The 13,076-nt window shown below is 37.7% G+C and carries 11 protein-coding genes; 10 read left to right on the top strand and 1 reads right to left on the bottom strand.

Features of this window, described 5'->3' with window-relative positions; all coding sequences use genetic code 11:
- Positions 1–88: 88 nt before the first annotated feature.
- Positions 89–2,212, bottom strand: coding sequence for a Tex family protein (locus IV494_RS05870; protein ID WP_196079207.1), 2,124 nt, complete (start codon positions 2,210–2,212; stop codon positions 89–91).
- A 196-nt stretch (positions 2,213–2,408) separates the two neighbouring features.
- Between IV494_RS05870 and IV494_RS05865 the strand changes: the two genes are divergently transcribed.
- The 10 genes from IV494_RS05865 (at position 2,409) to IV494_RS05820 (ending at position 13,068) form a co-directional block, all read left to right on the top strand.
- Positions 2,409–2,807 carry a DoxX family protein gene (locus IV494_RS05865; protein WP_196079206.1) on the top strand — a complete coding sequence of 133 codons (399 nt, stop codon included), beginning with the start codon at positions 2,409–2,411 and terminating at the stop codon, positions 2,805–2,807.
- A complete protein-coding gene (locus tag IV494_RS05860) occupies positions 2,804–3,379 on the top strand; it encodes a TetR/AcrR family transcriptional regulator (RefSeq protein WP_196079205.1) in 576 nt (191 codons plus the stop codon). Before IV494_RS05865 ends, IV494_RS05860 begins: the two co-directional genes overlap by 4 nt.
- 47 nt (positions 3,380–3,426) lie before the next feature.
- A complete protein-coding gene (locus IV494_RS05855) occupies positions 3,427–4,422 on the top strand; it encodes an NADP-dependent oxidoreductase (protein ID WP_196079204.1) in 996 nt (331 codons plus the stop codon).
- 18 nt (positions 4,423–4,440) lie between these two features.
- Positions 4,441–5,601, top strand: a complete 1,161-nt coding sequence (locus IV494_RS05850; RefSeq protein ID WP_196079203.1) for an iron-containing alcohol dehydrogenase — start codon at positions 4,441–4,443, stop codon at positions 5,599–5,601.
- Between the two features lie 159 nt (positions 5,602–5,760).
- Positions 5,761–6,441 (top strand): type 1 glutamine amidotransferase domain-containing protein, encoded by a 681-nt coding sequence (locus IV494_RS05845; RefSeq protein ID WP_196079202.1) that lies wholly within the window; start codon positions 5,761–5,763, stop codon positions 6,439–6,441.
- A 202-nt stretch (positions 6,442–6,643) separates the two neighbouring features.
- Entirely contained in the window at positions 6,644–7,957 is a 1,314-nt protein-coding gene (locus IV494_RS05840; protein ID WP_196079201.1) for a sigma-54-dependent transcriptional regulator, read from the top strand.
- Between the two features lie 544 nt (positions 7,958–8,501).
- Positions 8,502–8,579 carry a potassium-transporting ATPase subunit F gene (locus tag IV494_RS14935; protein WP_126340520.1) on the top strand — a complete coding sequence of 26 codons (78 nt, stop codon included), beginning with the start codon at positions 8,502–8,504 and terminating at the stop codon, positions 8,577–8,579.
- Between the two features lie 11 nt (positions 8,580–8,590).
- Positions 8,591–10,285, top strand: a complete 1,695-nt coding sequence (gene kdpA / locus IV494_RS05830) for a potassium-transporting ATPase subunit KdpA (RefSeq protein ID WP_196079200.1) — start codon at positions 8,591–8,593, stop codon at positions 10,283–10,285.
- A 17-nt stretch (positions 10,286–10,302) separates the two neighbouring features.
- Positions 10,303–12,345: a potassium-transporting ATPase subunit KdpB gene (gene kdpB / locus IV494_RS05825; protein ID WP_196079199.1), complete on the top strand. Its 2,043-nt coding sequence runs from the start codon at positions 10,303–10,305 to the stop codon at positions 12,343–12,345.
- 165 nt (positions 12,346–12,510) lie between these two features.
- A complete protein-coding gene (locus IV494_RS05820) occupies positions 12,511–13,068 on the top strand; it encodes a potassium-transporting ATPase subunit C (protein ID WP_196079198.1) in 558 nt (185 codons plus the stop codon).
- Positions 13,069–13,076 lie beyond the last annotated feature (8 nt).

The raw sequence follows: 13,076 nt of genomic DNA, 5'->3' as shown, positions 1-13,076 counted from the left end.
TTTTTAAGAAGTTAAATAATTGAAACTTTGTCTCGTCCTTAGACGAGATTAAAACTTTCGTGCTATTCTCACACGAGATGAAAAAAAATTACAAAATCATACTCAACTGCACTCTTTTCCGCTCTTCATCAATCTCCACAACTCTCACCTGAACATGCTGATGCAGCTTCACCACCTCATTCACGTCGCTCACAAAACCTTCTTTCAACTGGGAAATATGAACCAATCCGCTTTCCTTAATTCCCACATCTACAAAACAACCGAAAGCCGTGATATTATTAACAATTCCGGGAAGTACCATTCCGGTTTTTAAATTTTTAATGGATTTTACATTCGGATCGAATTCAAAAACTTTAGCTGCTTTTCTTGGATCTAAACCTGGTTTTTCCAGCTCTTTTAGAATGTCTTTAATTCCTAAAATACCAATAGTTTCTGTAATATATTTTTCGGGATCGATCGTTTTAATCTGCTCTTTATTCGCGATGAGGTCATTCGTTTTAATACCTAAATCTTTCGCCATCTTCTCTACTATTGAATACGCTTCCGGATGAACGGCAGAATTATCCAAAGGATTTTTACCATTCGTAATTCGTATAAAAGCTGCGGCTTGTTGATAAGCTTTCTCGCCCAGTCTTGGAACTTTTTTCAATTGTTTGCGGTCTTCGAAAGCGCCATTTTCTGCGCGATAATTCACAATATTTTCTGCCATTTTTTCTCCAATTCCGGAAACATAACTTAATAAAGATTTACTCGCAGTATTCAAATTAATACCTACAGAATTTACACATTTCATTACCGTAGAATCGAGTTCATTTTTAAGCTGCGTTTGGTCGACGTCATGTTGATATTGTCCGACACCAATTGATTTTGCATCAATCTTCACCAATTCTGCCAACGGATCGGAAAGTCTTCTACCTATCGAAATCGCACCACGAACCGTCACATCAAAAGTCGGGAATTCATCCCGCGCAATTTTACTTGCAGAATAAACCGAGGCTCCAGCTTCTGATACTACAAAAACTTGCGGTGGCTTATCGAAAGCTATTTTCTTAATAAAAAACTCAGTTTCCCGACTTGCCGTTCCGTTCCCAATAGAAATGGCTTCAATATTAAATGAGTTCACGAGCGACCGAATCTTCTTCATCGCCATTCCCGTGTCATTTTGCGGTGCGTGTGGATAAATGGTTTCGTTGTGCAGCAGATCTCCTTTTTCATCAAGGCAAACGATTTTACAACCACTTTTAAATCCTGGATCGATGGCCAAAATCCGTTTTTCTCCCAAAGGCGAATCGAGGAGGAGCTGTCGCAGATTTTCAGAGAATATTTCAATGGCTTTTTGGTCGGCTTTTTCTTTCGCTTCCTGCAAAGCTTCATTGGCAATTGCAGGTTCCAGCAGTCTTTTATAAGAATCTTTGATGGCCAAAACAATTTGATCAGCGCATTCATTATTCGATTTAATGAGGGCATTTTCTATTAATTCCAGCGCTTCTTCTTTATCAATTCCAATATTGGTTTTTACGAAACCTTCCGTTTCTGCACGCAATATTGCCAATAATCGGTGTGAAGGAATTCTGTTCAAACTTTCTTCCCACTCAAAATATTGCGAAAATTTCTGAGCAGCTTCTTCCTCCTTTTTTGCTTTTACAACTTTGGAAGTAATGACCGCTTTTCGCTGAAAAAGGCGCCGCAGATTTTTCCGAACGTACATATTTTCATTGATCCATTCCGCCATAATATCTCTCGCACCTTGCAAAGCTTCTTCCTCAGAGGAAACTTCGGCGTTTAAATATTTCGATGCTAAACCTTCAAGATTGTTAGCGTTCTGACTCATGATCATCCTTGCCAAAGGTTCTAGACCTTTTTCTTTCGCAGTATCTGCTTTTGTTTTCCGCTTTTTTTTGAAAGGCAAATACAGATCTTCCAATTCCTGCAGATCAAAACTTTCTTCAATTCTCTGTTTGAATTCCGGCGTTAAAGCATTCTGTTCTTCAATTGATTTTAAAATGCTTTCTTTCCGTTTAATGATTTCCTCAAACTGTTTGTTGAGTTTAAAAATTCCTTCAATTTGAACTTCATCCAAGTTTCCTGTCATGTCTTTTCGATATCTGGAAATAAATGGAATGGTGCAGTCTTCTGACAACAATTTCAGCGTCGATTTGATGCTGTTGTCAGATAATTGAAGAGATTTTTTAATATAATCAATGGAATTCATAAAGCATTTTTAGAAGCGCTAAAATAAGAAGTTTAAGAGGAATTGAAAGGATTGTTTCAAGAAATTAAAAGTCTTTACTTTAAATCTGATCAAGCTGAATTTCTTCAAAATAAATTTCAAAATAGTCACATAGATAAAATAAATGAACGTTCATTCTTTTTTATCGTACCTTTGTGTAGTTAAAAAAAAGAATAACATGAAAGTAATATTTTGGGTAATCGTAAGTATATTTTTAGCTGGTTTAATGATGGTTTCAGGGGTGTATCACTTGTTGAATCCTGAATTTTACGTTCCCATCGTACCTTCCTATATTCCTTTTCCGCTGGCAATCGTTTATTTGTCGGGAATTATAGAGTTGCTTTTGGGGATTGTCACTTTATTTTTAAATCAAAAATATACGAAGTATGGCTTGTTCGGAATTTTCGTTCTGATGGTGATTTTTCTGCCGCTTCATATTTCAGATGCTTTGAAAGATCAACCCGTTATTGGAAGTCACACGGTTGCGAATATCAGATTGTTTTTTCAATTTGTATTGATCTGGCTTTCCTGGAAATCCTACCAATTTACTTCATTGGCAAGAATTGAATCACGATGAAAAAAGAAAAAATAACAGACAAACGAACAGCACTTTTGAACGCAACCTTGACTTTGGTGAATAACCATGGTTTTCACAATGCACCGATGTCTAAAATTGCACAACTCGCAGGTGTCGCTCCAGCGACCATTTATCTCTATTTCGAAAATAAACAGGATCTCGTCAACAAATTGTATTTGGAAGTAAAAGAAGATTTTAGCAACTGTGCTTTCCAAGGTTACACCGAAGAGTTATCGGTAAAAAAAGGTTTCGAAGTCATCTGGTTTAATATAGCGAATTACAAACTCAACCAAATTAAAGAAGCCAATTTTTTATCGCAGTGTGACAACAGTCCTATGATCGAGGAAGAAATTAGAGTAGAAGGTTTAAAAAATTTGCAGCCTTTATTAAATCTTTGGGAAAAAGGAAAAAAGGAAGGAATTATAAAACCGCTTTCCGATTATATTTTATACGCTTTTACCGTGTATCCACTGTCTTTTTTGTTGGGAATGCAGGAACGCGAAATTTACACTTTAAGTGAAGAAGCTAAAGCGGAGACTTTTAAAGCAGCTTGGGATGCGATTAAAATCTAAATTATTTTTCAAAAAATTAATTCTTAAAAATTAAAAAATTCAACACAATGAATAAAACAATCATATTAAACAGCCGTCCATTTGGCAAACCTCAACTTTCAGATTTTAAATTGTTGGAAGAAGAAATGCCTGCTTTAAAGGAAGGTGAAGTTCTTTTAAAAACAAAATTCGTTTCAGTAGATCCTTATTTAAGAGGGAGAATGAGTGATGCAAAATCTTACGTTCCGCCTTTTGAACTTCAAAAAGCAATGAGTTCCGGAGTTGTAGCAGAAGTGACAGAATCGCAAAATGAAAAATTCAAGAAAGGAGATTTTGTTTCGGGAATGTTGAACTGGAAGGAATTTCAAACATTAAAAGGAGAAAACCTTTTAAAAATAGATGATAAAATAGCGCCACTTTCTAATTATCTCGGTGTTTTGGGAATGACCGGATTAACGGCTTATTTCGGACTCACAGAAATTGGGAAAGCACAAAAAGGAGAAACTCTCATTGTTTCCGGAGCAGCTGGAGCCGTCGGAAGTATCGTTGGTCAGATCGGAAAAATATTAGGCTGTCGCGTTATTGGAATCGCCGGAACAGACGAAAAAGTAGAAATGCTAAAATCAAAATTCGGTTTTGATGAAGCCATTAATTATAAAACAACAACGGACTTGACCAAAGCCATTGCAGAAGTTTGTCCGGATGGAGTTGATGTTTATTTTGACAATGTTGGTGGAACGATTTCCGACAGCGTTCATGCGAATATCAATAGACTGGGAAGAATTATTGTGTGTGGCGCCATTTCCGCTTACAACGATACTTCCGTTCCTCAAGGTCCAAGAGTTGAACATTTTTTAATTCGTAAAAGTGCCTTAATGCAAGGTTTCATCGTAGGGAATTATGCAGAGAAGTTTCCGGAAGGAATGAGGCATTTATCACAATGGTTATCCGATGGAAAATTGACTTATTCAGAAACCATCGTGGAAGGTTTTGAAAATATTCCCCAAGCATTCATGGATCTTTTCGAAGGGAAGAATGAAGGAAAAATGATCGTAAAAATATAAACAGTAAAAAACAAAAATATGAACAATTTTAAATACAGAAATCCAACAAAAATATTGTTTGGTAAAGGACAAATAGAAAATCTATCAACAGAAATTCCAGCAAATTCAAAAATACTCATGCTTTACGGCGGAGGAAGTATTATGAAAAATGGAGTTTATGACCAAGTGAAAAAAGCACTTTCAGGATATGAAGTGGTAGAATTCGGTGGAATTCCGGCAAACCCGGAATACAGCGTTTTATTGGATGCATTGAAAGTTATTAAAGAAGAACAAATCACTTATCTTTTAGCCGTTGGTGGCGGTTCTGTCATTGATGGAACTAAATTTTTATCAGCCGCCGCTTTGTATGAAGGCGAAACGCCGTGGGATTTATTGACGAATAAAAAACCAGTAACCGAAGGAATGCCTTTCGCAACGGTTTTAACACTTCCTGCGACCGGTTCAGAAATGAATTCAGGTTCCGTAATTACGAGAGCAGAAACTCAGGAAAAATTAGCTTTTGGTGGACCGGGAATGTTCGCGCAATTTTCTGTTCTGGATCCGGAAGTTATTAAGTCAATTCCACAACGTCAACTAGCAAACGGAATTGCAGATGCTTTCACGCACGTGATGGAACAATATATGACGTATCCGATCGGTGCAAAATTACAGGATCGTTTCGCAGAAAGTATTATGCAGACTTTGGTTGAAACGGCTCCGGCGATTATGAAAGATCCTTCAGATTATGAAGCAGCGTCGAATTTTATGTGGAGTTGTACGATGGCTTTGAATGGATTAATTCAACAAGGTGTTCCGGGAGATTGGGCAGTTCACTCCATGGGACACGAATTGACCGCATTGTACGGAATCGATCACGCCAGAACTTTGGCAATTTTAGCCGGAAATCATTACCGTTATAATTTCGAAACCAAGAAAGAAAAATTAGCACAATATGCTGAGAGAGTTTGGAATATCACCGATGGAACTTTAGAAGAAAAAGCCCACGCTGGAATTGACAAAACCGATGAGTTTTTCAAATCTTTAAAAATCGATATTAAATTATCAGATTACACCAAAGACTACTCAGAAACCGGAAGCACCGTTGCAAAACGTTTTACTGAAAGAGGTTGGGAAGGACTTGGAGAACACAAATCTTTGAAACCTTCTGACGCTCAGAAAATCATCGAAATGAGTTATTAAGAAAGAAATGAAGTAAGTTCTAACTTAGAATCGATTGTAGCCTTTGCTAAGTTTACGCCTTTGCGTCCTTTCAAAAGCACCATCTTTTTTAGAAAATCTTTGCGCGCTTTGCGTTAAGAATTAAAATCAAAACATAAATTAAATACATAAAAAAATCATATGAAAATATTATTTGTCTTAACATCACACGATCAATTAGGAAATACTGGCGAAAAAACAGGCTTTTGGATTGAAGAATTTGCAAGTCCATATTACTACTTAGTTGACAAAGGAGTTGACGTGACTTTAGCCTCACCAAATGGCGGTCAACCACCAATTGATCCAACCAGTGACAAACCAGAAAATCAAACAGAATCGACCAAAAGATTCAAAGCTGATGCATCTTTACAGGAAAAATTAAGCAAAACGCACAAACTTTCTGAAGTTTCATCTGATGATTACGATGCCGTCTTTTATCCAGGCGGTCACGGACCATTATGGGATTTGGCAGAAAGCGAAACTTCCGCGCAACTGATCGAAAGTTTTTATAATGCTAACAAACCTGTATCTTTCGTTTGTCACGCTCCGGCAGCCTTGAAACATGTAAAAAATACCGATGGAGAACCTTTGGTAAAAGGTAAAAAAGTCACTGGATTTACCAATACAGAAGAAGCTTTGGTAAAACTTACAGACGTTGTTCCATTTTTAGTAGAAGACATGTTGAAGGAAAACGGCGGAATCTACAGCAAAAAAGGAGATTTCGAAGAATATGCAATCGAAGACGGATTATTGATCACGGGTCAGAATCCAGCTTCCTCTGAAAAAGTAGCTGAAATGCTCTTGGCTAAGCTTCAAAAATAAGATAGACTTAAGTTCTATTTTTTAATTAAAATGTTCCAAAGTGAGTTTTCGCTTTGGAACATTTTTTTTGCTACTGAAACTGGTAATTTTCATGGTGATCACGAAAAAATAATACGTTCTGTGCTCAAAATCTATATCCCGAAATTTAAACGAGATGAACTAATCTTTTCCTACTTTAGCAACAACTTTAAAATAATTTTTTGTGAACTCCAAAATCCTCATCATCGACGACGAACTCAAACTCCTCAAACTCCTCGGAATGATTGTTTCCAACGAAGGCTACGAAGTTTTTCAGGCTTCAACCGCACGTTCCGGAATGAATATGTTGTCGAATCATGATATTGATCTGGTTTTGTGTGATGTTAAACTTCCGGATGCGTTTGGCGTTGATTTGGTTCGGGAAATTAAAACCAAATATTCGCACATTGAAATTATTTTGATGACTGCGTACGGAAATATTCCGGACGGCGTTCAAGCGATGCGAAACGGCGCCTATGATTATATTGTGAAAGGCGACGACAATGAAAAAATTATTCCACTCGTTGCCAAAGCTTTGGAAAAAGTAAGTTATAATCGCAAAAATATTCAGCAGGAAAAAGTGAATTCTAAAACCGATTTTTCAAATATTATCGGGAAATCTCAAAGTTTTCTCTATTCAAAAATGCTTGCAGAAAAAGTTTCAAATACCGAAACTGCCGTACTTTTAACCGGAGAAACCGGAACCGGAAAAGAAGTTTTTGCCAATGCCATTCACCACGAAAGTTCCCGAAAAAAAGGAAATTTCATGGCGATCAACTGTTCGGCTTTCGGAAAAGATGTTTTGGAAAGTGAACTTTTTGGACATAAAAAAGGCGCTTTTACCGGCGCAATTTCGGATAAAAAAGGTTTGATCGAAGAAGCCCAAAACGGAACCTTATTTTTAGATGAGATCGGTGAAATGCCTTTAGAATTGCAGTCAAAAATGTTGCGTGTTTTAGAAAGTGGGGAGTTTATCAAAATGGGCGACACCAAAATTTCTAATTCAAATTTCCGTCTGATCGCTGCCACAAATCGGGATTTAAAAGAAGAAAGCAGACTCGGGAATTTCCGGGAAGATCTTTATTTCCGTTTAAATATTTTCGAAATTCATCTTCCGCCTCTGCGGGAAAGAAAAGCTGATATTCGGGAACTGACAGACTTTTACATCGCTCAATTTTCGACGAAGATGAACCTCAAAAATATCATCGTTAACGAAGATTTCTATCATAAATTAGAAAATAATCCCTGGAAAGGAAATATCCGTGAATTAAAAAACACGCTCGAAAGAAGTCTGATCTTAATGGAAAACAACCAACTTTCCGCGGAAAATTTACCGACTTCCGAAAGTGGAAATTCCTTCGCCATGTCTTCCGTAGAAAAAGATCATATCTTAAAAGTTCTTAATTACACGAAAGGAAATAAAGCCGAAGCAGCGCGACTTCTAGACATCGGTATTGCCACTTTATACCGCAAACTGGAGGAATACCAAATGAAATAATTTATTCTGATTTAAAATTTAAAAGAAAATTTATAAAAACTTTTTCCCTTTACTAAATGAAACGCCTTTGCGACCTTAATTGTTCACAATGTTAACACCATAAAAGAAAATTTTTGCGTCTTTGCGTTAAAGAAATTCCGCGCAATATCAACCTTATTCCACCAAAATAACTTCTCAATTTGAGAATCAAGCCTATCAAAATGATAGGCTTTTTTGCTGTTCCTCAATTTTGAAAATAAGTAAAAACCCTTTATAGTAAGTCAATACAGCGCTTTTTAAAAGTTGCGGACTGCCATTTGTAAATCTTCTGGCATATAAAAATATAAAGCAATGATCAACTGGAGATTAAAATATTACAGAAAACTAAGATCCTGGCATTTACTAGCCGCGTTCTTCGGTCTCATTATTTTTATCGGAATGACTTACAGAATCTTTAATCCTTAAATAATTAAAACAATGTTGACCCTTATTTTACTGGCACTCGGAATTGCGATCTTCTTCCTCCTCGCCAAATCTATTAACTTTTTTGATAAAATTTAAACCTATGTGGACCTTATTTATCCTTTCTCTCGCAGCATTTGGCTACATCTGCTACGTGCTCATCAAACCCGAAAAATTTTAAATTAAAACAAAATGAATATAGAATTACTGGGACTTATCCTCATGTTCGTTGTCACGCTGATTTTGGCGATCCCACTCGGGAAATATATCGCTAAAGTTTACGGACACGAAAAAAATTTTTTGGATTTTATTTTTGATCCTGTTGAAAGATTATTTTTCCGTCTCTCAGGTTTGAATCCGCTGACTGGCTGGAACTGGAAACAAAATATGATGGCTTTGTTAGCAATTAATTTTTTGTGGTTTTTACTTGGAATGTTTGTTTTTATGAGCCAAAACTGGTTGCCTTTGAATCCGGATAATAATCCAGCAATGAGCGCTGATCTGGCTTTCAATACGACGATTTCCTTTTTAGTGAACTGTAATTTGCAGCATTATTCCGGGGAATCCGGCGTAAGCTATTTAGGACAATTGTATTTAATGTTTCTTCAGTTTACCACAGCTGCAACAGGAATGGCCGCAGTGGCGCACGTTTTTGTCGCCTTTAAAGAAAAAACAACTGAAAATCTGGGAAATTTCTTTGATTTCTTCGTGCGATCTATTACAAGAATTTTAATTCCACTTTCAATAATAGTTGGTTTTATTTTATTGGTGAACGGAACTCCGATGACTTTCAATGGTAAAGATAAAATTACCAATTTGGAAGGGAAAACTATCGATGTTTCAACTGGTCCTGTTGCGGCTTTTGTACCTATCAAACATTTAGGAACGAACGGTGGTGGATTTTTTGGAACCAACTCCGCACATCCTTTAGAAAACCCTAATTACATTAGCAATTTCACAGAAATGGTGACGCAAATGTTGCTTCCTTTTGCCTTGGTTTTTGCTTTTGGATATTTTATTAAAAGAAGAAAATTAAGTTGGACGATTTTTGCCGTCATGTCCATTGGATTTCTATCCTTAATGGCGATGAATGTTGCCTTTGAAAATGCCGGAAATCCAGCCTTACAGGAAATGGGCGCCAATATTTCTCTCGGAAATATGGAAGGTAAAGAAATTCGGTTCGGAAGTTCCGCGTCTGCTTATTGGAGTGTTGCAACAACCGTTATTTCTACCGGTTCTGTGAATTCCATGCACGACAGTTATATGCCACTTTCCGGAATGAATATGTTACTCGCAATGATGATCAACTGTTTTTACGGTGGAGTCGGAGTCGGAATTCTAAATTATCTCGTCTTCATTATTCTTGCCGTATTTATTAGTGGCTTGATGGTAGGGAGAACACCGGAGTTTTTAGGAAAAAAGATCGAAGCCAAAGAAATGAAGATCGCAATGATGATCGCACTTTTACATCCACTTTTAATTCTCGCAGGAACGGCTTTAACCGCTTATCAACCGCAGTTTGGAACGGCAACTTTGAACAATCCGTCCTTTCACGGGTTTAGTGAAATGTTGTATGAATTTACTTCTGCTTCCGCAAATAACGGTTCAGGGTTCGAAGGATTGGGCGACAACACGCAATGGTGGAATATCGCGACAGGAATTGTTTTAATTCTTTCCCGGTTTTTACCGATCATCGGTCCAGTTGCCATTGCAGGATTGTTGGCTCAAAAAAAATACATCCCGGAAAGTGCCGGAACTTTAAAAACAGATACGCCGACTTTTGGTTTAATGACTTTGGGCGTGATCTTATTGATTGCTGCATTGGCTTTCTTCCCGGCTTTAACATTAGGACCGATCGCAGAATATTTGACCTCGATCACCAAATAATTTTTGATAATTTTAAGATGAATACAAAAAATACACAAAGTCTTTTTCAAAAAGATTTAGTAAATGAAGCGCTGAAACATTCTTTGATCAAACTGGATCCACGCGTAATGATCAAAAACCCAATCATGTTTTTGGTAGAAGTTGGAACGGTTGTGATGCTCGTAGTTTCCATCTGGACGTTGATGGGAGAAAAAAGTCAGGGAAGTTTTGGTTATAATTTTACCATATTTGTTACCCTTTTTCTTACTGTTTTATTTGCGAATTTTGCTGAAGCCATCGCCGAAGCGCGTGGAAAAGCACAAGCGGATACTTTAAGAAAAACCAGGGAAGAAACTCCGGCGAAACTCATTGTAGATAATAAACGCGGATTCGAAGTAGAAACCGTTCAGAAAATGTCTGCACAAATGCAGCTCGGCGATATCTTCCTTTGCGTTGCGGGTGATCAAATCCCGATGGATGGAGAAATTATCGAAGGTTTAGCGACGATCGATGAAAGTGCCATTACTGGAGAAAGCGCACCAGTTATTCGGGAAGCAGGTGGCGATAAATCTTCCGTGACAGGTGGAACAAAAGTTCTTTCGGATCGGATCAAAGTAAAAGTAAATACGAAACCGGGAGAAAGTTTTTTAGATAAAATGATTGCTTTGGTTGAAGGAGCAAGTCGTCAAAAAACTCCGAACGAAATTGCATTAACTATTTTATTGGCAGGGTTTACTTTGGTCTTCATCATCGTAACAGTAACCTTGAAACCGTTTGCAGATTATTCTCAAACGCCGATCACGATCGCAGCTTTTATTTCCCTTTTTGTTTGTTTAATTCCAACTACAATTGGAGGTTTACTTTCAGCCATCGGAATTGCAGGAATGGACCGAGCCTTGCGTGCAAACGTGATTACAAAATCTGGGAAAGCCGTGGAAACTGCTGGTGATATTGATGTTTTGCTTTTAGATAAAACCGGAACAATCACGATCGGAAATAGAAAAGCAACCAATTTTTATCCTTCAAATGGAATTGAAGAAGCAGATTTCATTAAATCTGCAGCCTTAAGTTCATTAGCAGATGAAACTCCCGAAGGAAAATCAATTCTGGAACTCGCCGCGCTTCAACCTGAAAATCTGATCATAGAGAATCCAAGTTTTATTGAATTTACTGCGGAAACCAGAAGTTCCGGCGTTGATTTCGAAGGAACTCAGATCAGAAAAGGAGCGTATGATTCCATCAAACAAATGACGGAAAAAGCTGGAAATAATTTTCCGCCAGAAACCAAAGAAGCCGTAGAGAAAATTTCAAATAACGGGGGAACACCTTTGGTAGTCTTGAAAAACAATAAAGTGATCGGCGTTATCGAACTTCAGGATATCATCAAGACCGGCATGAACGAACGTTTTCAAAGGTTGCGAAAAATGGGTGTAAAAACCGTCATGGTAACAGGAGATAATCCTTTAACTGCAAAATTTATCGCCGAAAAAGCCGGAGTTGATGATTTCATCGCCGAAGCCAAACCGGAAGATAAAATGAACTACATCAAACGCGAACAGGAAAGCGGAAAACTAGTCGCAATGATGGGCGATGGAACGAATGATGCACCGGCTTTGGCGCAAGCAGATGTTGGTGTCGCGATGAACAGTGGAACTCAGGCTGCAAAAGAAGCCGGAAATATGGTCGATCTGGATAACGATCCAACCAAATTAATTGAGATCGTAGAGATCGGGAAACAACTTTTGATGACGCGCGGAACTTTAACCACATTTTCCATCGCGAATGATGTTGCCAAATATTTCGCCATTATTCCAGCCTTGTTTATCACGTTTATTCCGGCTCTTCAATTTTTGAATATCATGAATTTGCACAGTCCACAAAGCGCCATTTTATCAGCGGTCATCTTCAATGCGATCATCATTCCGTTCCTCATTCCACTGGCTTTAAAAGGCGTAGAATACAAACCGATCGGTGCAAGTGCGTTGTTGCGAAGAAACTTAATGATCTACGGTTTGGGCGGAATTATCGTTCCATTTATCGGAATTAAATTGATCGATTTGGTGGTGACGTTCTTTATGTAATAATTTTTTGGGCAGACATTTCCGCCTTCCGCTCTCAATCTTTTGCTCGTCGTTCCTCCTTACAAAAGGATTTCCGCTCAAGACGGGCTGCAATTTAGACATCTCATAAAAGGCAGTTTTAAAAATAGAAATACAGTCAATTAATAAAATTTTAATCTTAAAATAATGAAAAAATATATCGTACCAGCTTTAGTACTTACTTTAGGAATGGTAGTAGTAATCGGTGTTTACACGTTTATCGTCTTCGGTTTCGGAAAAATAATTCCAAACAAAGGACTTGCGGATCAAATTACCGTGAAAGGTCAGAAACAATATGCCAATATCGGACAGCAATTTACGCTTCCTCAATATTTTCACGGTCGACCATCGGTTGTCAATTACAATGCTGCCGGAAGTGGCGCAAGCAACAAAGGACCGAACAATCCCGAATATCTGGAAATGGTTCAAAAAAGAATTGACACTTTAAAAATGCAGAATCCAACCATGACAGAAGTGAAGATCCCCGTAGATTTAATTACAGCAAGTGGAAGCGGATTAGATCCAAATATTTCCGTTCAGGCCGCAGAATTTCAAATCGATCGAGTAGCCAAATCCAGAAAAATTACTGCGAATCAGGTGAAAGAGTTGATCGCACAAAACTCAGCAGATGAAAATATAATCTTCTTTGCGCCTCAAAAGGTCAATGTGCTGAAATTAAACGCCTCGCTGGATCAGCTTAAATAATCAATTTC

It is taken from the genome of Kaistella gelatinilytica (assembly GCF_015679325.1).
GTDB lineage: Bacteria > Bacteroidota > Bacteroidia > Flavobacteriales > Weeksellaceae > Kaistella > Kaistella gelatinilytica.
This window is presented reverse-complemented; position numbering and strand designations above follow the sequence as displayed.

Excerpts from the sequence above, each read along its gene's own strand:
- kdpA (WP_196079200.1), top strand. The coding sequence starts at position 8,591 with ATGAATATAGAATTACTGGGACTTATCCTCATGTTCGTTGTCACGCTG.
- IV494_RS05850 (WP_196079203.1), top strand. The coding sequence starts at position 4,441 with ATGAACAATTTTAAATACAGAAATCCAACAAAAATATTGTTTGGTAAA.
- IV494_RS05845 (WP_196079202.1), top strand. The coding sequence starts at position 5,761 with ATGAAAATATTATTTGTCTTAACATCACACGATCAATTAGGAAATACT.
- IV494_RS05870 (WP_196079207.1), bottom strand. The coding sequence starts at position 2,212 with ATGAATTCCATTGATTATATTAAAAAATCTCTTCAATTATCTGACAAC.
- IV494_RS05855 (WP_196079204.1), top strand. The coding sequence starts at position 3,427 with ATGAATAAAACAATCATATTAAACAGCCGTCCATTTGGCAAACCTCAA.
- IV494_RS05820 (WP_196079198.1), top strand. The coding sequence starts at position 12,511 with ATGAAAAAATATATCGTACCAGCTTTAGTACTTACTTTAGGAATGGTA.
- IV494_RS05865 (WP_196079206.1), top strand. The coding sequence starts at position 2,409 with ATGAAAGTAATATTTTGGGTAATCGTAAGTATATTTTTAGCTGGTTTA.
- IV494_RS14935 (WP_126340520.1), top strand. The coding sequence starts at position 8,502 with ATGTGGACCTTATTTATCCTTTCTCTCGCAGCATTTGGCTACATCTGC.
- kdpB (WP_196079199.1), top strand. The coding sequence starts at position 10,303 with ATGAATACAAAAAATACACAAAGTCTTTTTCAAAAAGATTTAGTAAAT.
- IV494_RS05860 (WP_196079205.1), top strand. The coding sequence starts at position 2,804 with ATGAAAAAAGAAAAAATAACAGACAAACGAACAGCACTTTTGAACGCA.